Here is a 25,028-nt window from a genome sequence, read left to right as displayed (position 1 = left end):
ATGTGAAAATTCCGCAGATGGTAGGGAAGCAGTATTACACTGCCATTACCGCAGGGTTGCGGGATTGAACATATCCCGGTATCACATTTGTAATGTGGCGGCGGTCAGTAGAGCTTCCCGAAGCTTTCCATGTGGGTGAGGTAGAGGCGCAGGTCGAACTCCAGCTGGTGGTAGCCGGGAGCCATGTGCTCGCAGAGGCTGTAAAAGGCCTTGTTGTGGTCGCGCTCTTTGAGGTGGGCCAGTTCGTGGGCGACGATCATCTGCAAAAAGGGCTCGGGCACCCTTTTAAAAAGGGAGGCGATGCGTATCTCCCGCCGGGAACGTACCCGGCCGCCGTGCACCTTCGAGATGCGGGTGTGCATCCCCAGGGCGTCGTTTATGACACTGATCTTCGTATCATAGACGACCTTGTGCAGGGGCTGGGAGTTGCGCATGTGCGCACTGCGCATGGCATCGGCGTAGTCGTAGAGCGCGCCGTCGGTGGAGAGGGTGTGCGCTTCGGGGTACTTCTGCAGCAAAAAATCGCCGAGCTTCCCGCCCTCGATCAGGCGGCGCACCTGGGCCTGGAGCGTCTCGGGGTAGTGGGCAAGATAGCGCAGCTCCTTCATACCGCCTCCCTGTTTGGTTTGCGCCATTGTAGCATCTGTTCCGCCAACACGGCCGCGGCCGTTTTTGAACTATTTATGCGTCGGGCGTATAGTAGTAGTAAAGGTAAAACGCCCGAAAAGGAGCGACCATGCAACGCAAGCGATACGAAAACCGGCCGCCGCGCGAAGCCGACGTAACGGAAGAGGCCCTCTTCGATGAACGCCGGAAATTCCTGAAGCTGGGGGCGGCGACCCTGGTGAGCACGGCGGCGGTGCTGGAGCTGGCCGCGAAAGAGCAGCTGCCCGCCGCAAACCTCGACTACGCCAAAGACCCCAACGCGGGGAACCTCGAACTCAACACCTACGAGCAGATCACCTCCTACAACAACTTCTACGAGTTCACGACGAGCAAGGAGGGGGTCAAGCCCCTCTCAAAGCGGTTCAAAAGCGAGCCGTGGAAACTGACCGTCGACGGGATGGTTGAGCAGCCGCTCGAACTGGACGTCTGGAAGCTGATGAAGCAGATGCCGCTGGAGGAGCGGATCTACCGCTTCCGCTGCGTGGAGGGGTGGTCGATGGTCGTGCCGTGGATCGGGTTCGAACTCTCCAGGCTCATTGCCATGGCCAAACCCCTCTCCTCGGCGAAATACGTCCGTTTCGAGACCCTGTACGACCCCGCACAGTTCCCCGACCAGGGCCGCGGCTTCCTGGCGACCCTGGACTATCCCTACGTCGAGGGGCTGCGCATGGACGAGGCGATGCACCCGCTGACGCTGATGGCCGTCGGCCTCTACGGCCACACCCTCCCGCCGCAAAACGGCGCGCCGATCCGCCTTGTCGTGCCGTGGAAGTACGGCTTCAAAAGCATCAAGTCGGTCGTGAGGATCACTTTTACCGATACGCAGCCGCAGAACACCTGGAACATCTACGCCCCGCGCGAATACGGCTTTTACGCGAACGTCAACCCCGGCGTCGACCACCCCCGCTGGTCCCAGGCGCGCGAACGGGTGCTGGGGCACTTCTTCAAACAGCCGACGCAGCTGTTCAACGGCTACGCGAAAGAGGTCGCCCACCTCTATAAGGGGATGGACCTGAGGAAACAGTTTTGAAAAGAGCGCTCCTCTTCCTCCTCTGCCTCTCCCCGCTGCTCTTCCTGCTCTACCGCCTCTTCGCCGGCGGGGCGGAAGACCCCGTCAAGGCCATCTACAGCATGACCGGCTACAGCGCTTTGACGCTGCTCTACGCGACGACGACCATCTCCCTGGTGAGAAAGAAGATCCGGCTGCTGCGTTACCGTCGCATGGTGGGGCTCTTCGCCTTTTTCTACGCCCTGCTGCACTTCTCGAACTTCCTCATCCTCGACATGGAGCTCGATCCCGCCGCCGCCTTTGATGAGACGCTGAAGCGGCCCTTTATCTATCTCGGGATGACGGCCTTCGCCATCCTGCTTTTCATGGCCGTTACCTCCCTGCCCAAGCTCTTCGCCAGGTTCTACAGGTACCACCAGCTCATCTACGTCGCCCTGCTGCTGGTGACGGTCCACTTCGTCATGGCGCAGAAGGCGCTCGCCTACTGGCAGTGGGCGATCCTGGCGACGATGGCCGTCATCGGCCTGCTGAAGGTGCTGCAGAAAACGGGGCTCACGAAGCTCTGAACGGCACCATACAGCGGGTGACGGAAACGCTCTTCCCGATGATCCGAAACGTCCTGGAAGCCGGCCGCAGCCCTCACATGGCGCGCTTGCCATCTTTTCGCCGCCGCGCCCGGGGACGCGCTATAATCGCGCCATGGATGCCGTCAACGCCAATGAAGTCCTTGCGCTTCTCAATGCCATCGCCGCCGACGAAGCCCTGTTCGAAGAGCAGCGCGACAACCCCTTCCTTCCCCGCCGCCTGACGCGGCGCCGCAAGCAGCTGCGCGATTACTGCAGCGGGGGCGACGACGAAGCTTTCGTGCATGAGGCCTACGCGGCGATGACCCCGCGCCAGCGCCGCGACCGGGACCACAAAAGCTTCCTCGCCAAGTACCGCAAGCTGCGGCCCGCCCCGGCGTCGAACGAGGCCGAACTGCGCGAGGCCGCCGAAACTTTCTTGCGCGGGCGCTACGGGGAGGGGACGACAATCATCCACGAGTTCACGCAGTGGAATTTAAATGTCCGCCCGGACCTCTTCGCCCTCTCCGACAGTGAAACGCTCGTCGCCGTCGAGATCAAAAGCGACAAGGACAACCTCGACCGCCTCTACCGCCAGCTTGACGGCTACTCCCGTTTCAGCAACCACGTCTACGTCGCCCTTGACGAGCGATTCCTGCCTAAGTACCTGCAGACTTTCGGCAACCGCTTCGAGCATGTAGGCATTCTGCTCTACGGCGAAGCCGGCCTGGGGCTTTACAAGGAGCCCGAACCGCTCCTGCCCGATGCGTTCGTCGCCATGCTCCGCGCCCCGGAGCTGAAGCACTACCTCTCCATGCTGAACAACCGCAGCCGCCTTCCCGGCAACGACTACAATACCTACCGCGACGTCATCGACGCCGTCTATACCCAGCGCGAACGCGAACAGATCGCCCGGCAGCTTTTCGTCACCCGTCTGCGCGGCGGCAGGCCCGATAATGTTAAGATGGTGGATTACGTCGACCCGTTGGAGAAGCAGCTGCTCTTCGATGAACTGCTGAAACCCGATTATTGGGAAGCGGGGCGGCTGGGCAGGGCGGTGAGGCTTCCGGGCGTGCTGGAACTCTACCGGCAGCTGCGGCAGCCGACGCTCTTTTGACGCGGGGTCGAACAGAAATTGCTTTGCGTTTGCAACGTGTGACAATAGAGAGGGGAGCAGTGCAGTGAAAGTAGGGCCGATGCCGGCACAAAAACATTGGTTCGAATACGAGAACTACCGCCAGCACCCCCGCTACCTCGGTCTCTCACAGGAGGAGAGGGCCATAGTCGAGCAGTTCAACGCGGACGGCTGCTACCTCTTTCGGAATGCAATCGGCGACGAGACGGTCGAGAAGGTCAACGACGCGCTGGACGACTGGACGGTCGCCAACGTCAAAGCCCTGGCGGCGAACAAAAAAGCCGACGGCACCTACCCGCGCCTGATCGGGCTGCACGATGAAATTCCCGAGATCAATGCGCTCTTCGCGGAACGCACGATCGTCAAATTGCAGGAGCTGCTGTTCGGCCTGGGGCCGTCGCTGCGGACGACCATTACCTTTTTGCAGGGGAGCCAGCAGCCGCTGCACCGGGACATTCCCGTCTTTCACGTGATGCCGGGGGAGCCCTATTTCAGGATCTGGATCGCCCTGGAAGATACGACGCCGGAGAACGGCACGCTGACGGGGGTCAAAGGGGCCCACCGGGTCGCTGCCGAGCGCTACAAACTGCCGTACCGATTCTACGAACGTTTCGATACAATGCCGCCACAGGATCCCGACGCATGGCGCCGGTACCAGGAGACGCTGAAGCGGCAGTACGAAGCGGCCGGATTGAGCGAGGAGGCGTTCGCCTTCCGCAGCGGCGACGCCCTCATATGGCACCCGCTTTTCCCCCACGGCGGCAGCGTGATAGAGAACAGACGCTCCAGCAGGCGCTCCGTCGTCCTGCACGTCTCGGCCCTCCCGCCGCGTTAACACCCATCTTAACCATTGCCGCACCGATGGCGGGTGCAGGCAGGAAGCAACTTTAAATGAACCAACCGTCCCGCTCCGTATTGACGTCTCTGCGCCCCAACGCACGCCTGCGCGAGGTGCTGCGGCTGGCGCTGCCCGCGGCCTTCAAACACCTCCTCGACGTCCTGCAGATCCTCGTCGACATGCTGATGGTAGGGCTACTGAGCGTCTCCGCCCTGGCGGCGGTCGGGACGAGTATGCAGTTCATCATGGTCGTCAACGTCGTCATCACCCTCTACGTCGTCGGGGGCAACGCCGTGACGGCGCGGCTTATCGGTGCGCGGCGCCGCAAAAGGGCCAACGCGCTTCTTTTCACCCTGGGGGCTTTCTCCCTGCTGCTCTCGCTCCCCTTTACCGCGGCCGGTACCCTCTTTGCCGAAGAGTTTTACCGCCTGCTTGGCACGGGTGAGGACGTCGTGCACTACGGCGGCGTCTATTTCGGCGCGCTCGCCCTTGGATTTCCCCTGATCTTCCTCGACGCGCTCTTTTACAACCAGCTCAGCGCGGCGGGTGATACGAAGAGCTCCCTCTACATCAAGCTCGCCTCCGCCGGGGTCAATGCGCTGCTGGACTACCTGCTCATCTTCGGCCACTGGGGGCTGCCCGCGATGGGCGTCGCCGGGGCGGCCTACGCGACGGTGGCGGCGTACGGCCTCAACATCGTGCTCTACCTGCTGTTGCTGCGGCGGCACGACGCGCGGCTGCATTTCCTGCCGCTGTGGAACCTGCCGGACCTGAAGCGCGCCGTCAAGGTCGGCAGCCACGCGGCGCTGGAACGGCTCATCACCGTCAGCTCCTTCCTGCTCTTTATCTGGGTCATCGCCTCTTATGGCACGGCGGCGCTGGCGGGGTACCAGGTGGGGCTGCGCGTGGAGGGGCTCGCCTTTATGCCGGGGTTTGGCTTCGCCGTCGCGGCGATGGCCATCGTCGGCCAGCAGCTGGGGGCGAAGCGCCCTGAAGAGGCCTATGAAGGGGGGCTCTACAGCCTCAAAGTCGCCGCGACATTCATGGGAGTATTCGGGCTTGTCATGGTCATCTGGCCGGAGCTCTTCGTGCGGATGTTCACCCACGATCCCGCGACCGTTCAGCAGGCGTCGTTCTACCTGCGCCTCGTCGGCCTCTCCCAGGTGCCCCTGGCCGTGCTCTTCGTGCTCAGCAACGTCCTGCGCGGCGCGGGAGACACGCGCACGCCGCTGAAGATCAATATTGCGGCCCTCTGGCTGCTGCGGGTTATTCCCTCCTACATCGCCATGAAACTGGGATTTGGCATCATCGCCGTCTACATCATCATGACGGTGGAAACCTTCATCAAAGGCTTCATCTTCTGGAAGATCTTTGCCGGTCGGAAGTGGCTGAAGACGAAGATATGATCTATTCCTCTCATTATTTAGACTGACAATTGAACAGTAGTCTCTTTGCCACTTTTTTAGAAAAAGTAGCATAAAAATCGGCCTTTCGCGAATCGCTCATCCCTCCCGGCTTTGTGCCTCCGGGATGGCTTATAAGGATCGCGCTCAAGGCCCAAGGGTCTATTTTATTGATGCGCTTCGACGTGTCGAAGCTCTCTTCCTTCTACTAGCTTCGATTCATCGAAGCGCATTGATCAATAGGCGACTTGTCGTTAAGCGTGCGCTTCGCGCAACGACGATTTTCTTTTGTTTCTTTTCTTTGTAAAAAGAAAAGATAGAGAAGAGTATTTCTTTGCCACTTTTTTAGAAAAAGTAGCGCAAAAAGCGGCCTTTCACGAATCGCTCATCCCTCCCGGCTTTGTGCCTCCGGGATGGCTTACAAGGAGCGCTCAAGGCCAACTTTCAATTTGATTGAATGCGCTTCGACGTGTCGAAGCTTGTGTATGAAAAGATGTTGGCTAAAATGTTTTTACTATGCGTGGGTGCATAGAGTCAAAAGGATCAGCGTATGAAAAAGAGCGTATTTGCAGCGGCTTTCCTGCTCTATGGCAGCCTGGCCTTCGCCGTCAGCATCGGCGTTATCGTCCCCTATGAAGAGGAGAAGCCTGTCCCGAAAAAAGAGCTGACCGCCGAGCAGAAGAAGCAGGAGGCGGTTTTCAAAGAGCGGATTCGGCAGCGTGACGCGGAGCGGGAGAGGGCCAAGGAGGCGCAGGAGAAGTTCCGGCGCGAGCTGCTGGAGAAACGGCAGAGGGATTAGCAGCTCTCCCGGCTGCAGTGTTTCAGCGCGTCGATGTCGCCGCCGGTGATGACGTTGATGTGCTTTTCGATCTTCGCGGTCGGCCACTCCCACCAGCGGATGGCGAGCAGCGCCGCCGTGACCTCGTCGTCGAAGCGCTTGCGGACGGGGCGTGCCGGGTTGCCCGCCACGACGGTGTAGGGGGCCACATCTGTTGCGACGACGGCATGGCTGCCGATGATCGCCCCGTCGCCGATGGTCACCCCCGGCATGATCGTGGCCCCCAGCCCGATCCAGACGTCGTTGCCGACGACGGTGTCGCCGCGGTTGCCGGACTTTTCGAACATGGCGACGATATCGGCGCCCGTCGTCTCCGCGTTCATCGTGAAGTTGTCGAAGGGGTAGGTGGAGAACCCGCCCATGGCGTGGTTGGCCGAACTGGTAATAAAGCGCACCCCGTGGGCGATCTGGACGAACTTGCCGATGATGAGCCTGTCGAGGCTGAGGGGGAAGAGGTAGGGGGCGAGATAGCCCGCGTAGTCCTCCAGCGTTTCAAAATTGTGGTAGTAGCTGAATTCACCCACCTCGATGCGGGGGTGGTCGATGACCGCCCTCAGGTAGACGACCTGCGGGACGGCAGTGCCGTCGGGCATCACCATGGGGTGTTTTTTTGCCGGGTCCAGCATAGTGCTCTCCTTAGTTTAGTTTTGCCGCGATTGCCATGCAGGCGTCGATATCGCTCTCTTCCAGCGGCGAGAGCAGGGTGTCGAGGGTTGACTGCACCGTTGCCAGGGCGTCGGTGGAGTGCTGTACCCCGGTGTCGGAGAGCTTGACGAGGCTCACCCGCGCGTCCCTGGGGTTTTTCTCTTTCTGCACCAGCCCCAGCTTCTCCAGCGGGTTCAGCGCCCGGGTGATCCCCGAGGCGCTCATCCCGACCTCTTCGGCCAGGTCGATGCGCCGCATGGCCCGCCCCGGCTCATTTTGGAGCCGGTGAAGGATGTAAAACTCCGAGAAGCTGATGCCGTGGACGCTGAGCGCCCGGTCGACCTGCTTGAAGAGTTTCGCATGCGCGGAGGAGAAGGCGAAGAGCCATTCCAGTTTTGAAGCCATGAAATATCCTTGCAATATATTTGAGTACACAAGTATATTGCAAATATTTCTTTTCGTCAAGATGGTGATGGGTATTAGGTATTAGGTATTAGGTATTAGGTATTAGGTATTAGGTAATGGGTAGTGGGTAGTGGGTAGTGGGTAGTGGGTAGTGGGCGCGCTGTGCTGCCGCCTAGCAGCACTCCAGTTCGGCGCGCTTCAGGGCATTGAGCCCCTCCTCGTCCTCTTCGTTCTCAAAGAGCTCTTCGAGGTAGAAGACGTTGGAGCAGACAAGGTAGAGCAGGGCCTCTTTCTCATCGGCTTTCGGGTCGCGGTCGTAGTAGGCCTGGGGGATCGTCGGGATGATCTTTTTCCAGTAGAGGTTGACGTGCTCGGCCTGGCCGGTGACATAAAGGAGGCGGTCGATGACGAGGCAGGCGTTCTCGAAGCAGTCGATGTTCGCAAAGGAGACGTAGCGTTCGTCTATGCGGATTTCATTGTTCATTGGGCGTGCTTTTCGGAAGGGAGGAGGGGCGCGGCGGTGCAGAGGGTCATTGGTTTCCTTAAAAATATTTGTGGAATATTATACTCTTTGTATTTTAAGGAAAGTGGCTGTGAAAAGGCCCTTTTGCCGGGACTCCGCATGCTGCGCCACGGCAGGATGCTCTATATTTGTCCAGTGCGGTCGGAGGGATGGTTACGGTCAATACAGCAGAAAATCGCATCTCTCCCGGGCGCTACTTCTCCGCCGCCTCGAGGTCTGCGGCCGTGTCTCGCCCGAAATCGCGGGTCAGGTAGTCGTGCGTCATGGGGAGGGAGAGTTCGAGGGTGTGGAGCATCTGCACCTCGACGGTAACGCCGCGGGTGCGGCACTCCAGCAGGTGGCCGCCGCGGAGGCGGTCCTGCGTGAGGAAGTGCAGGTGCAGGCCGGGGACGTTGAGCGAGGCCATGAACGCGGGCGTGTAGAAGCCGGCGAGGCACCCCTCCGCGTTCTCAAAGCGGAATTCGTGCTGTTCGGCGGCCGCTTCGCTGAGCGGCCGGTAGTTGTGCTGCTTGGGGACGGAGCGCGCCCGGACCAGGTCGAAGCGGCCGCGGATGCGGAGGGCGTAGAAGAGGTTGGGCGAGGGGAGCAGGGCGTCGAGGCGCGCGAGGAAGGTGTCGTAGTCCATCGCCTCATCGAAAGTCACCCTGAAGGTCGGTTCGAAAAAGGTGACGACGGCAAAGGGGGTGTGTTTGGCGTCGGCGACGCCGTGCGCCTCCCCGTCGGCGGTGATCTGGTAGACGTCGCCTGCTAGCATCACCATCTCCCCGTCCAGGTCGTCGAAGGTGCCCAGGCCGAAATCGCCGTGGCGTTTGATCTCGGCCAGGGGGATATTCTCCTCGTAGATCCCCTCCACGAGGGCGTTGACGGGGGCGCAGAGGTAGAGGGGGTGCGATGAAGCGGTGCGCTCGGCGGGCATTGGATTCTCCTTTCTTCTGTGGGTAATGCGGACGGTCACCCTGCCGCAGTGATCATCCTAGCGCCTTCCCGCAAAGAAAAAGCGCAGCAAAACGCCGAAGATCCGCAGGGGGACAAGGCGGACCCTTGCGCTGAAGCGCCCTTCGAAGACGGCCTCCTCGTAATCCGCGACGAGGCTTACCTGCCGCGCGGGCAGCAGGAGCGGTTGCAAGAGACCCATCAGCATACCGGTACATGCCGGGTCGCCCAGGCCGATACGGCCGTGAAGGCTAAGCTCCCTGACATGAATGCTGTGCCGCAGCCCCCGCAAAAGCCGGGTGACGCTCTGGGGCGACACACTCCCGCCCGGGAACTTTGTCCTGTGCGCTTTGCGCTTTTTGCGCTTCGCTTTTTTCATCGAGCCCGCTTTCTTTGCCAGCCCGGTAAGGTCGACGGAAACAAGCCCGAAAAACCAGTGCAGCCGGGCCTTGTAGTCGAAGCGCTCCTCCTTCTCCAGCTGCAGGCTCAGCTCGACGGGAGTGGCGAGCAACGCGAGCAGGAACAGGAGCAGAAAGGCGATGAGATAGAGAACTACTAGCATGGTTCAGCCGCTAATCGTCGTCGTCCTCTTTCTCCTTCATCGCCTTGGCGAGGGTGTCGCCGAGGTGTTCGAAGACCCCGGCCATCCCGCTCTTGATGGGTTCGACCCTGACGCCCTCCTTGTTGATGATGACGAGGGCCACCGGCCGGATGCCGCCACCGCCGCCCGTGCCGGCGCCCTGTCCGCCGTCACCGCTTTTTTTGCCGCCGATGTTGCCGCCGGCACCGAACCCGAACCCGATGCTGATGAGGGGGATGAGGGTGTTGCCTTCGATGACGAAGGGCTCCCCGACGACCGTTTTGGTGCTCAGCACCCTTTCAAGCTCCTCCAGGGAGGTCTTTAACACTTCTTGAACATGTTCCATCGCGCTCTCCTTGCTTGCTAATGCAGATACGCTGCGATTGATCCGGAGGGGTGTTGCATCCGGACGACAATGTCTGTACTCCTTCACTGATTGTAGCAAAAAGTGACAATGGGGAACGAAGGGGTTTGAAAGTAATGCTGCCAGTGAGGGTCAGAACATCATGAGGAGGCGATGTACTTAGCGAGCATCAGCAGACAGACGGCGATGACGAAGCTGCGCAGATACTGCGGGTTGATTTTGTAAAGCAGATGCACCCCCAGCCAGGCGCCGACGGCCTGGCCCAGCATCATCACCAGGCCCACATGCCAGACGACGTTGCCGAAGAGGATGAAGACCAAGAGGGACGAAACGTTGGTGGCGAAGTTGAGCGGCTTGGCCGTGGCGGTGGCCGCCACCAGTTTCGCGCGCCGCAGCAGCACGTTCGCAAAGCTGAAGAAGGAGCCCGTGCCGGGGCCGAACATGCCGTCGTAAAAACCGATGCCGGGAACGACGAGCCAGGTGAACTTTTTCGCACCCATTTTGATGCTGAAGTTACTGTTTCTACTTGGATTGTAGAGCAGGAAGTAGCCGATGATCAGCACGAGCACGACGGGAATGACCAGCGACAAAGAGTGCTGGCTGATGAACTGCACGGCCACGGTGCCGATGACCGAACCGACAAAGGCGGCAATAAAGAGGGGCCGGATGTGCCGCCAGCGTATTTTGGACTTCCTGAGCAGCAAAAAAGTCGCCGTCCCCGTACCGATGCACCCCTGCAGTTTGTTCGTACCCAGCGCGTTGATGGGCGACAGGCCGGTGAGCATCAACGAGGGCAGGGTAATGAGCCCGCCTCCGCCGACCATCGTATCCATCGTGCCAGCGACGATGGATGCGGCAAAGAGGAACATGAGCATTTCGATTGATATTTCCATAAGTGTATGTGATGCTTATTTTGTTCTAGTAAGAAAGTATTGGTAGATAGGATTGAATAAGCCCACTGCTGTCAAAAGTGGAAAAAGAGAAAAAGGTACAATAAAAGTCTTTACTGGCTGATGTTTCAGGAAGGGCATAAGAAATGAAGGAAACCAGTACTGTTTAAAGCTGCAATATCTTCAGCATTTGCACAAGATAATACGGCTTTACAATCTGAAACAATGGGGATATTTTCTTGCTTTGCAAGTGCTAAAGAATAGAGGTCATAAATACTTACTAATTTACATTTTCTTGAAAGTGTAGATACGTATGTCATTGAATCAGCAGATAAATGAAAAACTTTCAAACCTAACTGAAGAAAATCAATATCTGTTTCTAGTAATTCCTCTACAAAAACTAGGTTTGGTGTAACAAATATGCAGGAAAAATCAAAAATATTAGGAGTTGTTTTAGAATTTGTACTGTCTAATAAAAAATCAATGTTGCCTACGAAAGTATTCAAATTATTTTCCACTGTTTCGAAACTTTTTGAACTTTGCAAGAGACATATTTAAAGCATCTGCAGCTTTACTTTCTACGATTAAATCCTCTGACAGTGCACGTAGGACTAACTGTTTAAATACGTACAACTTCTCTCCTGGATAATCTCTCCCCGGCTCATTTATATTCCAACCATTTTTTTTGAAGAGTTTCCATAAGTTGTTTGAACAAAAGTAATTAATAATGCCAGCATGATTTGCACGTATAAATACCGTCTGCATACTAACACCGAACTCTTCTTTAATTAAAGCCAACTCTGCGATTTCAATGTTTTTTCGGAATGTACCAAGTCTATTTATTAAAGGGATTGCAGGAAGGAGGAAAGCGCCAGCAAATCTATCACTCGCTTTTTCTTCGTCAAGCTTTGGTCCAAGCTTTTTCTCTAAAAGTAAATGACCTAATTCATGAGCCAATGTAAAGCGCTGCCTATCTCCAGGCCAGTTTTTACTAACTACTATGATTTGTTCACCATTAACTTTTGCTGCTAGCCCATCAAAATTATTATCAGCATTTTCATCTATCATGAAAATTTTTATTCCATGTAGTTCCAAGATATCAGATAAGTCAGAAATAGGGTCATATCCAAGTTCCCATGTATTTCTTAGTTCATATGCAATCTTGTCGATTTCTTTGAGGAAGTTAATTTTCTTTCTTACTATATTTGGTATTGTGAAACTTTCAAATGGAGGTTTTGGAAATAATGATTCAATCTCAAATCTTTTTTCAACTTGATCGAGTATTTTAGACTCAATAGTTCTAAGTTCTGTGCTTGGAATGTCTCTTTTTCGATATTCAATATTCTCAAGTACGAAAGAATCAGTTCGATAAAAATATGCTGTTTTGACATCTAGTGCTTTTGACAATTTCAATAACATTTCGGAATCAGGCATCGTGATGTTCTTTTCATATTTTGAAATGGTTGTTTGACTCACACATACTTTTTCTGCTAAGGCTCGTAAAGAGAGACTTGCTGACTCTCTCGCTCTTTGTAGTCTTTCACCAATCATATTACACCTCCATTTAGCAATTACAATAATACTTATAAAAAATTTAAATGTAAATAATTTTTTGCTAATAGTTGACAAAAAAGAAAAGTTTAAGTATTATTGTAAACATGCAAGCATTTTTCTATGTTCTGCATTGGCTTTTGGTATAAGGTGAAGCATTTAGCTTGAAAAACTACTCATCTTACAAGGAGATTTAAATGAGTAATCAACGAAATGGGCGGGAAGATGCACCCGGTCAAAATAAAGAATTTAGCATCATTGTTTGCGCGAGATCAGCAGTAGTCAGCAGACCTATAATCACGTATGAAGAAGTGTTAGAGTTGGCGAAACTCCCAATTGGTCATCAGTTGGCAATTGCGTATGAAAATGGACATGGGAACGCTGAAGGTACACTAGAAAAGCCTGGTGATGTAGTTCCTGTGAGAAATGGGATGGTTTTCCATGTCAGTCCATGTAATAGATCATAGTAGCGATTTAAAACGTTTACAAGAAGAGGGATATAGTATTTCAGTACAAAATGGAATGCTGGTTATTGATGATGTTCCCTATGTAAACGCGAAAAAAGAAATAAGACGTGGCAGTTTAATTTGTGCACTGAACCTGGCGGGGAACAGAGCACACTATGACGGAGTACATACCGTCTTTTTCACAGGAGAAGCACCCTGTGACAGTGAAGGACGGGAATTGTCGTCATTAATTAATAACAAAAACCCTCAACATCATCCGAATGGTATCATAACTCAATCAATGTTTTCCCTGAAGCCATTAGATTCAGCAGGAAATATTGCAAATTATACTGATTATCATCACAAAATGAGTACCTATGCCACTATCATTGTGGCACCGGCTCAAAAACTCAATAACAAAGTGACAGCAAAATTACATAAACCCATGGTAAGTACTGAAAAATCAGTACATCAGTATCAAGATACCTATACAGCAAGGGCTGGGACTTCCAAAGCATCAGAGAAGTTCCATGGCCTGAAAATAGGTATTGTCGGTATTGGTGGAACGGGTTCATATATGCTAGATCTTGTTACAAAAACTTCAGTATCAGAAATACACATTTTCGATGGTGATAATTTCTATACCCACAATGCCTTTAGAGCACCAGGTGCTGCAACAATTGAAGAATTAAGCAGTTGCCCAAATAAAGCAGATTACTTCGCAAAGGTGTATAGTTATATGCATAAATCTGTTACTTCTCACCCTCTCTATTTAACAGTAGATAATCTAGCTTTGTTAGACAAACTCGATTTTGTTTTTGTGGCTATCGATTGTGGTGATAGTAAACGCATCATTTACGATTATTTAGATAGTAAGAAGAAGCCGTATATTGATGTTGGGATTGGTGTTCAGCATGTTGATGATAGTACTGTGCGTGGTACAGTTAGGACGACTATCGTAGTCCCTGAAGACGACGGGGATTTTAAACACTTTTGCGAGATGCATGATGTTCCAAATGAAGACTACAATACCAATATACAAGTAGCTGATTTAAATATGCTTAATGCCTGTATCGCTGTAATAAAATGGAAGCTATACGTTTCGTTTTATGCACCAGTTATTGGAATCGGAAATACTTCTTTATGTACTGATAGTTTACAGTTGACGAGAGTGAAACGTGATGCTTCATAAATTTGTAAAGAATATCCCAGATGTGCTTGAAGATGGAGTCCTTTATATCTCAATGGAGTATAAAACTATTATCCATCTTTGTCCATGTGGGTGTGGAAGAGAGGCGATTACGCCTCTTTCCCCTGCCCAATGGAATATGAGATTTGATGGACAGAATGTGACTATAAAACCTTCGATTGGTAGTTGGTCTTTCCCTTGCCGATCTCATTACTCTATTACGAATAGTAAAGTGGTCTGGGCAGATGAATTTTCCGATGAGATGATTAATGATGTTAAGAAGAAAGATCTTTCTAGTTTAAAACAAATGCATCAAAATAATTCGTCTTCAAATGAAAACATTCGACAGGGTACTTCTGACTCATATTGTAATAAATCGAAAGTATTCAAACTGTTCCGCTACCTTTTCAAATTGTTTGGTATTCAACGGTGACTATGAATGCAACAGGCTACTATGCCATAAGGGCGAAATATGAAATATATCTTTTGTAAAAGTGATAATAAAAAATATTCTGCAAGAGAATTCGAAAACTTATCTGACGATGAATTGCACGAAAAAAGAGCAAATCTTTTTTGTATTGAGTGTGAGGAAAGAGCATGGTTTACGCGATCAACGCAAAAAGGGACCAAGCATAGGAATGCTTATTTTAATTCACACCACAAAGAGGGATGTAGTCATAAAACGAATTATATATTAATTGAAGATGAGCGTGATGTGGCACCGACTACAACTGAAACTGTCAATACAACAGATGAAATTACAGTTAATTTAGATGACAAAAAAGGTGGTCAACTTTCGGATTTGACTAAAGAAGATCACAAGGTGACAGATGCTGACTTTGAGCCGTGTGGTACACGAAATGTTAAGGGCCTGGCCGGGAAAAATTACGTAGCTAGAGATAAATCGTTGCGACTGGTCCTATCTTGGTTAGTTAGATATCCAAATTTTCGATTTTCTGACAAACCAATACGTTTCTTTTCATCAGCAGGTGCGATCCAAATCAATGGTGTCGTGAGAGATGAGATAATCCATTTTGATGTTTTTAAACCAACGGAAGGTCGGGAACATAAAATTTATTGGGGATTGATCGTTTCTGCGGATCAAAGTCGGGATGGGACAATATGGCTTAATGCCGGCGACTCGAAAAGAGAATTAAGTGTAAAAATTTTTCCCGATAAAGCCAAAGAATTTATAGATGTTTTTGAAGTCAAGGATCTTGAAGAGTTAAATGGTGCCTTTGTCATCGTTGTTGGTAAATCTCAATATGCTTCTACGGGCAAGCCAATAATTTTTTGTGCGAATACAAGTTTTATAAACATTCAGCGTTACAGAGAAGAGTATTTAGAAACATGAAAGATATAGCTAGAATGAGATTCTAATTATTGGTATCTTCTTTTTTATAAGAGAATATCGTTGTCAGCTGGAGTAGGAACAATATTAATGTTTTTAGGAAGAAGTGTTGAGTAGAAGAAAACAAGGATGATGTTCTATTACTGCTCTTCAACCGAACAGCGCATAGGGAAGCCCTCTTTGCGGGCCTGATCCCTGACCATGAAAGCTTTTGTTTCTGCGATCTCGTAGGTGTAAATGCCGCACAGGCCTTTGCCCTTGGTGTGGATGTCGTGGGTGATGGCGTCCGCTTCCGCGATGGTTTTGTGGAACACGGCGTTGATGATCTTGATGCAGAACTCCCAGGTCGTATAGTCGTCATTGAGCATAAAGACGGCGAACATTTTCGGTTCGCTGGTGGCGAGTTCGGTCTTGCTTTCGAGTTGTGTTGACATGGCGGAAGTCTAGCATATTAAAAGATGCAAAGGGATTTCATCCCCCTAAATTAGCTTCGGTTCCCGAAGCGCATTCAATGAAATTGGGAATTGGCCTAGAGCGCTCTTTGTAAGCCGCCCTGGAGGCATAAAGCCGGGAGGGGTGAGCGATTCGCGAAAGGCCGCTTTTTGCGCTACTTTTTCTAAAAAAGTGGCAAAGAAATATTCTTCTCTATCTTTTCTTTTTACAAAGAAAAGAAACAAAAGAAAATCGTCGTTGCGCGAATCGCACGCTGCTCCCGGCTTTATGCCTCCGCAACGGCTTTCAAGGCACGCTTAACGACAGAACGCCTATTGATTGGAAGCGCTTCGACGGGTCGAAGCTAATTTATTTGGTGGGGGGAGGGGCGAGACTTACTGCTGCGCGGCCGCTTCCTGCTTTGCAATTGTTTCACGGACCATGTCCATATCGAGCGCCTGCGCCTTTTCCGCGATGTCCAGCAGCTTCTCGTGGAAGAGAACCCCCTCCTGCTGGAACACGACAATTTCGTCTTTCATGACCACCGTTGTCGGGATAGAGCGGATCTGGAACTGCGCGGCGAGTTGCTGCTGCTCGTCCGTGTTGATCTTGGCGAAGGTGATGTCAGTCACGTTCTCCGCGATGCGTTCAAAGATGGGGCCGTACTGCTTGCAGGGGCCGCACCATGTTGCCCAGAAATCGATGATAACGATTTCGTTGTCCGCGATTGTTTTTTCAAAGTTCTCCTCTGTCAGTGCCATTAATGCCATTCTTTCTCCTTGGTTGTTTTACGCTGCTATGCAAATTAGATTCAAGGGGTGATTTTAGGGGAGTTTTTGTGGTGAAATACCCCCTTCATGTATAAATTTTGCAACTCGGCCGGCAGCTAATGGATGATGCAGACTGTTCATTGTGTTGATAGCATATTTTTTCTAAGCGAGGTGAATGATGATAGTACACGTTGAAATGTATAAGTTCAAACACGAACTGAGCAAGATGGCCAATATGGTCAAGGCCAAAGAGTTGCTCGAAGCGCTGCCCGAAAAGGTGGAGTGGCTGCAGACGATGCAGGTGGGGCTGGACTTTAACCACGGGGCGCACTCGTACGACCTGTGCCTCTACGCGACCTTTAAGACCAAGGAGCACCTGATGTGGTACAAGGTCGAACCGGAGAGCCTGGAAGTTCTTAATTTCATCAAGGACAATACCGAAGAGATGCATGTTGTCGATTACGAGGTTGATGAAGAGGAATAGGAAAGTCACTCATTTGCAGCAATGCGCTTTGATTCTCTTCGACGAAGCGTATATCTTCTTGCCACTTTTTTAAAAAAAGTAGCGCAAAAAGCGGCCTTTCGCGAATCGCTCATCCCTCCCGGCTTTGTGCCTCCGGGATGGCTTATAAGGATCGCGCTCAAGGCCCAAGGGTCTATTTTATTGATGCGCTTCGACGTGTCGAAGCTCTTTCTAGCTATATTGGCTTCGGTTCCCGAAGCGCATTAATAAATCATAGACTGTCGTTATGCGCTCCTTGAAAGCCGCTGGGGAGGCATAAAGCCGGGAGCAGCGAGCGATTCGCAGAACGACGATTTTCTTTTGTTTCTTTTCTTTGTAAAAAGAAAAGATAGAGAAGAATATTGCTTTGCCACTTTTTTAGAAAAAGTAGCCTAAAAAGCGACCTTTCGCGAATCGCTCACCCTTTCTCGGCTTTATGCCTTCAGGGTGGCTTTCAAGGAACGCTCAAGGCCAACCTCCAATTTATTGAATGCGCTTCGACGTGTCGAAGCTCTTTATTCTGGTAATAGCTTCGCTTTTCTTTTGGTTCTTTTCTTCAGGCATGATTATTGTACATATCCCCAAAAACACCCGGCGCACGGCTGCGCCACCAGGAGGGAAACAATGTTAAATTTCGGACCGTTCAAGTCGCTTTCGACGAAGGAGTTCCAGAAGAAGCTGGAGGAAGGCTTCACCGTCATCGACATCAGAAGAGCCGACGAGTGGGAATACGACGGCATCATCGAAGGGAGCCACAAGATCACCTTTTTTGACGCGATGGGAGGCTTTGACATCGACGCCTTCCTGGAGTCGTTTTCGAAGGTCGTCACCGACAAAGAGCAGCCTTTTATCATGGTCTGCGCGCATGCCAGCAGGACAAAGCAGGCGTGCGAGATTATGGGTTCGAAACTGGGCTACAAAAATGTCTATGAGCTCGACGGCGGGATCAACTGGGGCTGGATCGACAAGGGTCTGGAAACCGTCAAGTAAGAAAAAGCAAAAGCAGGAGAAAAAATAGATGCTCGAACTGACAAAAGAGAATTATGATAATACCGTTGACGGCAGTGATATCGTGCTCATAGATTGCTGGCAACAATTCTGTGCTCCGTGTGCACAGTACGCCCCCATCTTTGAAAAGACGTCTGAAAAATACCCTGAGATTACCTTCACGAAGCTCAACTCCCAGGTGGAAACGAGTATTTCGGATCATTTCTTTATCTCAAGCACGCCGACAACGGTGATTATGAAGGAGAAAACGGTCGTTTTCAAAAAACCTGGCGTATTTTCGGAAGAGGAGCTTGTCGAAATTATCGAAGAGATAAAAACGATGGATATGGAAGAGTTCCGCGCGGCGAAAGCGGCGGAAAAAGCAGCGAGAAGGGCGGCACGCCAGCAAAAATAGCGTCTTCAATTAGCTTCGCTCCCCGAAGCGAATGACAATTAGAAGACAGAATGTTTCTTTGCCACTTTTTTAGAAAAAGTAGCGCAAAAAGCGGCCTTTCGCGAATCGCTCATCCCTCCCGGCTTTGTGCCTCCGGGATGGCTTTCAAAGAGCGCTCAAGGCCAATTTCCAATTTTATTGAATGCGCTTCGACGTGTCGAAGCTCTTTTTATACATTAGCTTCGGTTCCCGAAGCGCATCAAATCGATAGGCAAAGTGTCGTTAAGCGTGCCTTGAAAGCCGTTGCGGAGGCCAAAAGCCGGGAGTAGCGAGCGATTCGCGCAACGACGATTTTCTTTTGGTTCTTTTCTTATGAAAAAGAAAAGAATGAGCAAGTCAAGGGTCGGGTACTAGAACAATTACTGCTACCTGATCCCTATGATTTCGATGGGATATCTACCGTTCACAGCGGAGTGAGGCGGCGGAGCTGGAGCGGATTAAGCCGTTGGCTTCGTGAAGCATTTGACATAGTGTGCTGTAGTCGATTAAACAGTTCAAGTTATCATATCTCCCTATAGATCTATAGTTGCTAATGTTTATCTAAGTTACCTTTTGATGAATTATGAAAAAATTTTAAATATCAATTTTTGATAAAGATTGTTATTAAGTTAAAATATGACAAATATGAATCTGGGTGGAAAATATGAAGGCAATTGTTGGGAAGGTTTCTTCGGAATATTTAGGTGAACTTTTAATTGGTGAAAATGCACTCAAAAAAGAATTTAACCTCAGAAAAGATAAATATAAATATGAAACCATTCGTCCTCAATTATTGGATGAATATATGTCAGAAGGTTGGGAACTTTCCAAAGAACTCCAACGTGATTTAAAAGTTCGTAAAGAACGAAAATTTGATGAATTACTAGAAAATAGATTTTGGGTTTTGTTGTATAAAATGCGATTTCATGAAATGAATTACAGCAGAAACTTCAAGATTACACTTCCAAGGGAATATGTGGAAGATGGTGAGAAACAAATTGATGTATTCGCAAAAGATGATGAGACTGTTATTCTTGCAGAATGTAAAACAGCTGAAAAACTAAAAAAGAAGTCACTTCAAAAAGATTTAGAAGAGTTTAACTCCATCCAAAATTCATTAGCCAAATCTATAAAAAAACATTACGGAGCTGACTTTAAGCCTAAGATTCTGTGGCTATTTGTGACGGAAAATATTATATGGTCTGAGAACGATAAAAAAAGGGCAGAAGAATATAATATCAAAGTTATTACAGAACAACATTTGCCATATTATGAATTAATAGTAAAACATTTAGGGGCAGCAGCTAAGTATCAGTTTTTGGCTGAGTTTTTTCAAAACCAAAAGATTCCAGAATTGGTTGGTGTGAAGGTTTCAGCATCAAAAGGAAAACTTGGCGGAGAACCGTTTTACAGTTTTATTACAACACCAAGGCATTTACTAAAAATAGCGTTTGTAAATCATAGAAATTTAAATGATCCAGATGGAATACCAACTTATCAAAGAGTAATACAAAAAACAAGACTAAATAAGATTAGTCAGTTTATTGAAGAAGGTGGTTTCTTTCCGACGAATATATTGATTAATTTTACGAAGAAAGTGAAATTTGAACCACAATATAAAGACCCACTTACTGGTGTAACTCATGGACATTTATACCTTCCATCGACATTTAAATCAGCTTGGGTAATTGATGGGCAACATCGTTTGTATGGTTATTCTAACTTAGATGAAGAATACCTTGATCAGAGCATTTTTGTGCTTGCATTTGAAAATATGAAGCATGAAGATGAAGCAAAACTCTTTGTCACTATTAACCAAGAACAAAAATCTGTGCCGAAAACAATTATTGACTCTTTAGAAGGTGAACTCAAATGGGGGTCTGAGAAAGCGACTGATAGAATTGGAGCTATTTCTACAAGAATTGTAGATATATTAGGTTCAGAATTGTCAAGTCCTCTATACGGGCGAATTTGTGCAGAGGGTGATATAAAAACATCTGTACGGTGTTTGACATTACCAGAATTAAAAGATGGCATTAAAAAAAGCGAACTTATTGGTAGTGTCAAGAATAATGAAATTCAATTTGGTCCATTGAGTGACAAGTCAGATGAGGAAACGCTAAAAAAAGCATATAAAACATTGATTGCTTATCTAGATATGATCAAAGATGTCAGCGAGAAAAACTGGGAAGCAGGTAAAGAAAGTTTTGTATGGACAAATATTGGTATAAAAGGCCATATGCATTTGTTGAACGCATTGTTCAAGCATTTATCAGAAAAAGATGGATTTGATTACTCTCAACTTACAATTGAAGAAACGATTCAAAGTTTCCAAAAATTTCTACAGCCATTATTAGACTACTACATCAATAGTTCAATAACAACTATAGAAAGTGAATTTAAGGGAAAGTATGGTTCTGGGGCACCAAAAGAGTACTTTTTTAAACTTGCGAGAATTATTAGAAAAGAACACGAAGACTTTATACCTTCAGGATATGCTGAGTGGGAAGAAGAACAATCTGAAGAAAATATTAAAAAGGCAGATGAGCAAGTTAAACAATTGAATTTAGACATCCAGAAAGCGATTTTTGATAAATTGAAAGTTCTTTATGGTGAACAAGAAAGTGGTTATTGGGAACAGGGTATAAAAGACAAAAATATAAAACTTGCTGCGTATCAAAAACAACTTGAAGACAATAGTGGTAAACTCATGCCAAAAGAACATTATCTTGATTTTATACAGTACAAAAAAGTGATTGAACAAAAAGAGAATTGGCCACATTTCAAAAATATGTTTGATATTAAAATGATAAATGAAGATAAGGGAAAAGCAAAATATTTATCATGGATGGACAAATTAAACGAGATACGAAAAATTTATGCTCATCCTACTGAACAAAGAACTTATAAATTGGAACATTATCAGTTCTTGGATTGGATATGCGAACAAATCAATGAACGGATTCAAAATCAATAATGACTAAACTAGTTGATCAAAAATTACAAATAGTACCTTTTCTGAAATGGGCTGGTGGTAAAAGGTGGTTTGTAGAAACTCATGCTGATTTCCTACCACAAGATTTTAATCATTACTATGAACCTTTTATAGGTGGTGGTTCAGTGTTTTTTCACATGCAGCCAAGATGCGCAACATTGGCAGATATGAATAAAGATTTAATCAGTACATATGAAGCACTTAAAAATGATTGGTTCTCTGTACAGAAAGCTTTAGAACAACATCAAGCTAATCATTCGGATGAGTACTATTACAAGCTTCGTTCCATGAAACCAAGACAATTACATACAAAAGCCGCAAGGTTTATTTATTTAAACCGTACTTGCTGGAATGGGTTATACCGTGTAAATTTGCGTGGTGAATTTAATGTCCCTAGAGGTACAAAAGACACAGTCCTTCTGAGCACAGATGATTTTGAAAGTGTTTCCGAAAGTTTGAAAAATACTGAATTGATAATTTCAGACTTTGAAGATGTAATTGCAAAAGCACAGCAAAATGATTTTGTTTTTATAGACCCACCTTATACGGTCAAGCATAATATGAATGGTTTTATTAAATATAATGAAAAACTTTTCAGTTGGGATGATCAAGTTCGATTGGCAAATGCAGTAAAACAGGCTAGTGGACGTGGAGCTAAAGTAATGGTCTTAAATGCTAATCATGAATCGATTTGTGAGCTGTATGATGGTTTTGATCAAATAGTTTTGACAAGAAAAAGTGTACTTGCAGCTAAGTCTGAATATCGAGGGAAGTATGATGAGTTGATGATTAGATGCTGGGATGTTAAGAAAGAACAAATGAATGAGTTTTAAGCTATTGAAATTTTAAGTACACCCCAGGGATTGATCTCTACTTATTCACTCTCATCCAGCATTGCGTTCAGTGCAGCGTACTGTCCATACGATTCAAAATCTCCAGTGTCTTCGTGACGTCGTAGAGGGCGCTGTGGTACTGTTCCTCGTCAAAGTCGATGCCGTAAAATGAGCAGGTCTCTGCGAGCTTTGGGTTTTTCAGCCCGCCCCTGACGTTTTTGGCGTTGACGATGCGCTTGTTCGCCTGCATGGTGCAGAAGTGCTTATCAAAAGCGACGAGGTCGCCGAGATGGCGCAGTTCGAAAGCGATGTTGTGCGCGACCAGCGTCGTCGCACCTGCGCAAAAATCGGCGAACTCCCTGTCCTCGTCGAAATGCTCCGGGTACGTCGCGTTTTCCCGCAGCGCGATCAGACGTGAGGGAGAGAGCTTGTGGACGGCGAGGGCGTGCGGATTGACGGGGTAGCGCGACAGGTAGTAGCGGTGGAAGGTCTCGGTGACGACGTAGCCCGCCGCAGTTTTCGAGACGCGCAGTGCGGCGACTTCGATGACGTCGTGGACGTTGTGCGAGTTCGTCTCGAAGTCGAGGAAGATCACCCCTCCAGCTCCGCGAAGCGTTTCTCGTAGCTTTCCATAAGCTCGTCGAGCTTCTCCTGCGCTTCGGCGAGGCGTTCGAAATCCGCCTCGACCGCCTTCTCCTCTTTGGCAACGGTCTGGTGGAGTTCCATTACCCTGGAGTTGTCCCCGCTGTTTGAAGCAGCGACAAGCTCCGCGTGGAGCGTTTTGATGGCTGATTCGCTTTCCATGATTGCTTTTTCCAGCTTCTCCACCGCTTTGCGCAGCGGCGCGGTCGCCTTGGAGCGTTCGCGGGTGAGGGCGTTGATCTCTTTTTTGTTCGCCTTGTAGTTGTTCTTGGGGGCGGTTTTGACCCGTTCCACCTGGTCCTCCTCGCCCCAGCCGATCTTCGCCAAAAAGTCGTCATAGCCGCCGTCGAAGTATTCGGCCCCGTTTTTGGAGAAGATGATGAGCCGGTCGGCGACGCGGCGGAGCATCTCCTCGGAGTGGGTGACGATGATGCATGAACCTTTGAAATTCTCGATGGCGACCATCAGCGCCTCGATGGAGTCGATGTCGAGGTGGTGGGTCGGTTCGTCGAGGAAGAGCAGGTTCGCCGGGCGCGCGAGGATCTGGCCCAGCATGACGCGGCTCTTCTCGCCGCCTGACAGCAGGGAGACCTTCTTCTCCGCGAGGTCCCCGCTGAACATCATGCCGCCGCAGATGCCGCGCACGACGGAGGCGGAGAGTTTCGGGTTGGCCTCGTAGATCTCCTCCATGATGGTGTTGCCCGGGTTGAGGCGCGAGATGTTCGTCTGCCCGAAGTGGCCGAACGAGGTCGAGGGGTGAAACGCCACTTCGCCGCCGAGAGGGGTCAGCTCGCCGGCGATGTTGTTGAGCAGGGTCGATTTACCCGAGCCGTTTTTACCGATGATGGCGAGGCACTGCCCCTTCTCCAGGGTGAAGGAGACGTCTTTGAAGAGGAGGTGCTCCGGCGTATAGCCGAAGCTGAGCCCTTTGACGTCGAGGAGCACCTTTGCCGGGGTCTCCTTGAAGTTGAAGTCGAACGTCAGCGTGGGGTCGAAGCCGAGGTCGTCCATCTCTCCCATCTTCTCGAGCTGCTTGACCTTGGACTGAGCCAGCGCCGCGGTAGAGGCGCGCGCCTTGTTGCGGGCGATGAAATCCTCGAGCTCCTTGCGCTTCTTGTCGTCGGCGGCCTTCTGCTTCTCGTAGAGCTCGTCGTTGGCCTTGAGCTGGTCGTAGAACTTGTGCGTGTCGCCGGGGATGACAAAGAGGCTGCGGCGCACGAGCCCCATGGTGTGGGTAACGATGGAGTCCATGAAGTCGCGGTCGTGGGTGATGAGGATCACCTCGCCCTTGAAGCTGCGCAGGAAAGCCTTGAGCCAGCGCAGGGAGAGGATGTCGAGGTAGTTGGTCGGTTCGTCGAGCAGCAGTAGGTTCGGTTCGGTCACCAGCAGCTTGGCGAGATTGATGCGGATCTGGTAGCCGCCGGAGAAGGAGCCGGGGTCCTTGTCGAGGTCCTCCTGGTCGAAGCCGAGGCCGAAGAGGATCTTCTCGACCCGGTAGAAGTCGTACTGCATCTCCTCGCCTAGGGCCAGCGCCGCCTCTTCGCGCAGGGTCGGTTCGGTGAAATGGAGGTACTGCTTCAGCGCACCGATACGGTAGCCCTTGGGGGTGATGACTTCGCCGCTGTCAGGGCTCTCTTCGCCGAGGATGATCTTGAAAAGCGTGGACTTGCCGCTGCCGTTGCGGCCGACGAGCCCGACCTTGTTGCCCGGGTTGAGCTGGAAATTGAGGTTGGAAAAAAGCTCCTGGCTGCCGAAGCTCTTGGAGAGGTTTGAAAACTGTATCATGGGACTCTTTGGACGGGTGAAGGTTTTTGCGCATTATAACAGGTTGCGTCCGCTTAAAAAGAAAAGAACGAATATGTGTACTCTTATGCCACTTTTTTAGAAAAAGTAGCGCAAAAAGCGGCCTCTCACGAATCGCTCATCCCTCCCGGCTTGAGGGTATATCTATAACCCCTGTACAGATTTCAGAGGGTTTTGGAAGCGTGAGGTTGTCTTTGTTTTTTGTGAAGGCCTGGTTTTAGCCAAGTCGAGCGGAAAACGGAGGGAAAGTCGCGCTTCCAAAGTCCTCCCGAAGGGCGAAACAGAGAAAAGCCATACTCAGC

General features: G+C 50.1%; 28 protein-coding genes. 14 read left to right on the top strand and 14 right to left on the bottom strand.

Annotation, left to right across the window (positions count from 1 at the left end; genetic code table 11):
* Nucleotides 1-104 precede the first annotated feature (104 nt).
* Nucleotides 105-635, bottom strand: a complete 531-nt coding sequence (locus WCY31_RS07760) for a YgjP-like metallopeptidase domain-containing protein (RefSeq protein ID WP_345971954.1) — start codon at nt 633-635, stop codon at nt 105-107.
* A 101-nt stretch (nt 636-736) separates the two neighbouring features.
* Here WCY31_RS07760 and msrP point away from each other — a divergent pair, with 101 nt between their 5' ends.
* The 6 genes from msrP (at nt 737) to WCY31_RS07730 (ending at nt 6,413) form a co-directional block, all read left to right on the top strand.
* Nucleotides 737-1,696, top strand: a complete 960-nt coding sequence (gene msrP, locus WCY31_RS07755; RefSeq protein WP_345971953.1) for a protein-methionine-sulfoxide reductase catalytic subunit MsrP — start codon at nt 737-739, stop codon at nt 1,694-1,696.
* Nucleotides 1,693-2,241: a ferric reductase-like transmembrane domain-containing protein gene (locus WCY31_RS07750; protein WP_345971952.1), complete on the top strand. Its 549-nt coding sequence runs from the start codon at nt 1,693-1,695 to the stop codon at nt 2,239-2,241. The genes msrP and WCY31_RS07750 overlap by 4 nt, the downstream gene beginning before the upstream one ends.
* A 133-nt stretch (nt 2,242-2,374) precedes the next feature.
* A complete protein-coding gene (locus WCY31_RS07745; protein ID WP_345971951.1) occupies nt 2,375-3,355 on the top strand; it encodes a sce7726 family protein in 981 nt (326 codons plus the stop codon).
* A gap of 64 nt (nt 3,356-3,419) precedes the next feature.
* The gene (locus WCY31_RS07740) at nt 3,420-4,208 is read left to right on the top strand and encodes a phytanoyl-CoA dioxygenase family protein (protein WP_345971949.1); all 789 of its coding nucleotides are present in this window, start codon (nt 3,420-3,422) and stop codon (nt 4,206-4,208) included.
* A gap of 56 nt (nt 4,209-4,264) precedes the next feature.
* Complete coding sequence (locus tag WCY31_RS07735) at nt 4,265-5,617, top strand: MATE family efflux transporter (RefSeq protein ID WP_345971948.1); 1,353 nt, start codon at nt 4,265-4,267, stop codon at nt 5,615-5,617.
* Nucleotides 5,618-6,164: 547 nt separating this feature from the next.
* On the top strand, nt 6,165-6,413 hold the full coding sequence (locus tag WCY31_RS07730; protein ID WP_345971947.1) for a hypothetical protein: 249 nt from the start codon (nt 6,165-6,167) through the stop codon (nt 6,411-6,413).
* Here the strand turns inward: WCY31_RS07730 and WCY31_RS07725 are convergent.
* The 9 genes from WCY31_RS07725 to WCY31_RS07685 all read right to left on the bottom strand — a co-directional run bounded on the left by WCY31_RS07725 (nt 6,410) and on the right by WCY31_RS07685 (nt 12,343).
* Complete coding sequence (locus tag WCY31_RS07725) at nt 6,410-7,078, bottom strand: CatB-related O-acetyltransferase (protein ID WP_345971946.1); 669 nt, start codon at nt 7,076-7,078, stop codon at nt 6,410-6,412. The genes WCY31_RS07730 and WCY31_RS07725 overlap by 4 nt on opposite strands.
* 10 nt (nt 7,079-7,088) lie before the next feature.
* Entirely contained in the window at nt 7,089-7,502 is a 414-nt protein-coding gene (locus WCY31_RS07720; RefSeq protein WP_345971944.1) for a MarR family winged helix-turn-helix transcriptional regulator, read from the bottom strand.
* Nucleotides 7,503-7,674: 172 nt separating this feature from the next.
* Complete coding sequence (gene cowN, locus WCY31_RS07715) at nt 7,675-7,986, bottom strand: N(2)-fixation sustaining protein CowN (protein ID WP_231018324.1); 312 nt, start codon at nt 7,984-7,986, stop codon at nt 7,675-7,677.
* 232 nt (nt 7,987-8,218) lie between these two features.
* Entirely contained in the window at nt 8,219-8,941 is a 723-nt protein-coding gene (gene budA / locus WCY31_RS07710; RefSeq protein ID WP_345971942.1) for an acetolactate decarboxylase, read from the bottom strand.
* Nucleotides 8,942-8,998: 57 nt separating this feature from the next.
* Nucleotides 8,999-9,520 carry a hypothetical protein gene (locus WCY31_RS07705; RefSeq protein WP_345971940.1) on the bottom strand — a complete coding sequence of 174 codons (522 nt, stop codon included), beginning with the start codon at nt 9,518-9,520 and terminating at the stop codon, nt 8,999-9,001.
* Between the two features lie 10 nt (nt 9,521-9,530).
* The gene (locus WCY31_RS07700; protein WP_345971939.1) at nt 9,531-9,884 is read right to left on the bottom strand and encodes a GerW family sporulation protein; all 354 of its coding nucleotides are present in this window, start codon (nt 9,882-9,884) and stop codon (nt 9,531-9,533) included.
* Nucleotides 9,885-10,042: 158 nt separating this feature from the next.
* Nucleotides 10,043-10,795 carry a TSUP family transporter gene (locus WCY31_RS07695; protein WP_345971938.1) on the bottom strand — a complete coding sequence of 251 codons (753 nt, stop codon included), beginning with the start codon at nt 10,793-10,795 and terminating at the stop codon, nt 10,043-10,045.
* 125 nt (nt 10,796-10,920) lie between these two features.
* Nucleotides 10,921-11,298, bottom strand: coding sequence for a hypothetical protein (locus WCY31_RS07690; RefSeq protein ID WP_345971936.1), 378 nt, complete (start codon nt 11,296-11,298; stop codon nt 10,921-10,923).
* A gap of 1 nt (nt 11,299) precedes the next feature.
* On the bottom strand, nt 11,300-12,343 hold the full coding sequence (locus tag WCY31_RS07685; protein ID WP_345971935.1) for an XRE family transcriptional regulator: 1,044 nt from the start codon (nt 12,341-12,343) through the stop codon (nt 11,300-11,302).
* Between the two features lie 441 nt (nt 12,344-12,784).
* Here WCY31_RS07685 and WCY31_RS07680 point away from each other — a divergent pair, with 441 nt between their 5' ends.
* The 3 genes from WCY31_RS07680 to WCY31_RS07670 are packed head-to-tail and all read left to right on the top strand — an operon-like array spanning nt 12,785 to nt 15,332.
* Complete coding sequence (locus WCY31_RS07680) at nt 12,785-13,981, top strand: ThiF family adenylyltransferase (RefSeq protein WP_345971934.1); 1,197 nt, start codon at nt 12,785-12,787, stop codon at nt 13,979-13,981.
* A complete protein-coding gene (locus WCY31_RS07675) occupies nt 13,971-14,411 on the top strand; it encodes a DUF6527 family protein (protein ID WP_345973770.1) in 441 nt (146 codons plus the stop codon). The genes WCY31_RS07680 and WCY31_RS07675 overlap by 11 nt, the downstream gene beginning before the upstream one ends.
* A gap of 39 nt (nt 14,412-14,450) precedes the next feature.
* Nucleotides 14,451-15,332 carry a hypothetical protein gene (locus WCY31_RS07670; RefSeq protein WP_345971933.1) on the top strand — a complete coding sequence of 294 codons (882 nt, stop codon included), beginning with the start codon at nt 14,451-14,453 and terminating at the stop codon, nt 15,330-15,332.
* Nucleotides 15,333-15,469: 137 nt separating this feature from the next.
* Here the strand turns inward: WCY31_RS07670 and WCY31_RS07665 are convergent, their stop codons facing one another.
* Together WCY31_RS07665 and trxA are read right to left on the bottom strand one after the other, a co-directional pair.
* Nucleotides 15,470-15,763, bottom strand: coding sequence for an ATP-dependent Clp protease adaptor ClpS (locus WCY31_RS07665; RefSeq protein ID WP_345971931.1), 294 nt, complete (start codon nt 15,761-15,763; stop codon nt 15,470-15,472).
* Between the two features lie 393 nt (nt 15,764-16,156).
* The gene (trxA, locus tag WCY31_RS07660; protein WP_231018312.1) at nt 16,157-16,531 is read right to left on the bottom strand and encodes a thioredoxin; all 375 of its coding nucleotides are present in this window, start codon (nt 16,529-16,531) and stop codon (nt 16,157-16,159) included.
* A 175-nt stretch (nt 16,532-16,706) separates the two neighbouring features.
* Here trxA and WCY31_RS07655 point away from each other — a divergent pair, with 175 nt between their 5' ends.
* The 5 genes from WCY31_RS07655 to WCY31_RS07635 all read left to right on the top strand — a co-directional run bounded on the left by WCY31_RS07655 (nt 16,707) and on the right by WCY31_RS07635 (nt 22,281).
* Nucleotides 16,707-17,015 (top strand): Dabb family protein, encoded by a 309-nt coding sequence (locus tag WCY31_RS07655; RefSeq protein WP_345971930.1) that lies wholly within the window; start codon nt 16,707-16,709, stop codon nt 17,013-17,015.
* A gap of 642 nt (nt 17,016-17,657) precedes the next feature.
* A complete protein-coding gene (locus WCY31_RS07650; RefSeq protein WP_345971928.1) occupies nt 17,658-18,023 on the top strand; it encodes a rhodanese-like domain-containing protein in 366 nt (121 codons plus the stop codon).
* 28 nt (nt 18,024-18,051) lie between these two features.
* Nucleotides 18,052-18,435 carry a thioredoxin family protein gene (locus tag WCY31_RS07645; RefSeq protein WP_345971927.1) on the top strand — a complete coding sequence of 128 codons (384 nt, stop codon included), beginning with the start codon at nt 18,052-18,054 and terminating at the stop codon, nt 18,433-18,435.
* A gap of 682 nt (nt 18,436-19,117) precedes the next feature.
* Nucleotides 19,118-21,430, top strand: a complete 2,313-nt coding sequence (locus tag WCY31_RS07640) for a DGQHR domain-containing protein (RefSeq protein WP_345971926.1) — start codon at nt 19,118-19,120, stop codon at nt 21,428-21,430.
* The gene (locus WCY31_RS07635) at nt 21,430-22,281 is read left to right on the top strand and encodes a Dam family site-specific DNA-(adenine-N6)-methyltransferase (RefSeq protein WP_345971925.1); all 852 of its coding nucleotides are present in this window, start codon (nt 21,430-21,432) and stop codon (nt 22,279-22,281) included. The genes WCY31_RS07640 and WCY31_RS07635 overlap by 1 nt, the downstream gene beginning before the upstream one ends.
* 67 nt (nt 22,282-22,348) lie before the next feature.
* On the opposite strand, the gene WCY31_RS07630 is transcribed toward WCY31_RS07635, so the two are convergent.
* Both WCY31_RS07630 and WCY31_RS07625 read right to left on the bottom strand, forming a co-directional pair.
* The gene (locus WCY31_RS07630) at nt 22,349-22,876 is read right to left on the bottom strand and encodes a 3'-5' exonuclease (protein ID WP_345971924.1); all 528 of its coding nucleotides are present in this window, start codon (nt 22,874-22,876) and stop codon (nt 22,349-22,351) included.
* Nucleotides 22,873-24,708 (bottom strand): ABC-F family ATP-binding cassette domain-containing protein, encoded by a 1,836-nt coding sequence (locus WCY31_RS07625; RefSeq protein WP_345971923.1) that lies wholly within the window; start codon nt 24,706-24,708, stop codon nt 22,873-22,875. The genes WCY31_RS07630 and WCY31_RS07625 overlap by 4 nt, the downstream gene beginning before the upstream one ends.
* Nucleotides 24,709-25,028 lie beyond the last annotated feature (320 nt).

The organism is Sulfurimonas sp. HSL3-1 (assembly GCF_039645995.1).
Lineage (GTDB): Bacteria > Campylobacterota > Campylobacteria > Campylobacterales > Sulfurimonadaceae > Thiomicrolovo > Thiomicrolovo diazotrophicus.
This window is presented reverse-complemented; position numbering and strand designations above follow the sequence as displayed.

Coding starts and splice junctions, on each gene's coding strand:
- WCY31_RS07625 (WP_345971923.1), bottom strand. CDS start 24,708: ATGATACAGTTTTCAAACCTCTCCAAGAGCTTCGGCAGCCAGGAGCTT.
- WCY31_RS07640 (WP_345971926.1), top strand. CDS start 19,118: ATGAAGGCAATTGTTGGGAAGGTTTCTTCGGAATATTTAGGTGAACTT.
- WCY31_RS07745 (WP_345971951.1), top strand. CDS start 2,375: ATGGATGCCGTCAACGCCAATGAAGTCCTTGCGCTTCTCAATGCCATC.
- WCY31_RS07680 (WP_345971934.1), top strand. CDS start 12,785: ATGTCAGTCCATGTAATAGATCATAGTAGCGATTTAAAACGTTTACAA.
- WCY31_RS07730 (WP_345971947.1), top strand. CDS start 6,165: ATGAAAAAGAGCGTATTTGCAGCGGCTTTCCTGCTCTATGGCAGCCTG.
- WCY31_RS07695 (WP_345971938.1), bottom strand. CDS start 10,795: ATGGAAATATCAATCGAAATGCTCATGTTCCTCTTTGCCGCATCCATC.
- WCY31_RS07725 (WP_345971946.1), bottom strand. CDS start 7,078: ATGCTGGACCCGGCAAAAAAACACCCCATGGTGATGCCCGACGGCACT.
- WCY31_RS07705 (WP_345971940.1), bottom strand. CDS start 9,520: ATGCTAGTAGTTCTCTATCTCATCGCCTTTCTGCTCCTGTTCCTGCTC.
- WCY31_RS07655 (WP_345971930.1), top strand. CDS start 16,707: ATGATGATAGTACACGTTGAAATGTATAAGTTCAAACACGAACTGAGC.
- WCY31_RS07645 (WP_345971927.1), top strand. CDS start 18,052: ATGCTCGAACTGACAAAAGAGAATTATGATAATACCGTTGACGGCAGT.
- msrP (WP_345971953.1), top strand. CDS start 737: ATGCAACGCAAGCGATACGAAAACCGGCCGCCGCGCGAAGCCGACGTA.
- WCY31_RS07700 (WP_345971939.1), bottom strand. CDS start 9,884: ATGGAACATGTTCAAGAAGTGTTAAAGACCTCCCTGGAGGAGCTTGAA.
- WCY31_RS07685 (WP_345971935.1), bottom strand. CDS start 12,343: ATGATTGGTGAAAGACTACAAAGAGCGAGAGAGTCAGCAAGTCTCTCT.
- budA (WP_345971942.1), bottom strand. CDS start 8,941: ATGCCCGCCGAGCGCACCGCTTCATCGCACCCCCTCTACCTCTGCGCC.
- WCY31_RS07650 (WP_345971928.1), top strand. CDS start 17,658: ATGTTAAATTTCGGACCGTTCAAGTCGCTTTCGACGAAGGAGTTCCAG.
- WCY31_RS07735 (WP_345971948.1), top strand. CDS start 4,265: ATGAACCAACCGTCCCGCTCCGTATTGACGTCTCTGCGCCCCAACGCA.
- WCY31_RS07760 (WP_345971954.1), bottom strand. CDS start 635: ATGGCGCAAACCAAACAGGGAGGCGGTATGAAGGAGCTGCGCTATCTT.
- WCY31_RS07675 (WP_345973770.1), top strand. CDS start 13,971: ATGCTTCATAAATTTGTAAAGAATATCCCAGATGTGCTTGAAGATGGA.
- WCY31_RS07720 (WP_345971944.1), bottom strand. CDS start 7,502: ATGGCTTCAAAACTGGAATGGCTCTTCGCCTTCTCCTCCGCGCATGCG.
- WCY31_RS07665 (WP_345971931.1), bottom strand. CDS start 15,763: ATGTCAACACAACTCGAAAGCAAGACCGAACTCGCCACCAGCGAACCG.
- WCY31_RS07670 (WP_345971933.1), top strand. CDS start 14,451: ATGAAATATATCTTTTGTAAAAGTGATAATAAAAAATATTCTGCAAGA.
- cowN (WP_231018324.1), bottom strand. CDS start 7,986: ATGAACAATGAAATCCGCATAGACGAACGCTACGTCTCCTTTGCGAAC.
- WCY31_RS07635 (WP_345971925.1), top strand. CDS start 21,430: ATGACTAAACTAGTTGATCAAAAATTACAAATAGTACCTTTTCTGAAA.
- trxA (WP_231018312.1), bottom strand. CDS start 16,531: ATGGCATTAATGGCACTGACAGAGGAGAACTTTGAAAAAACAATCGCG.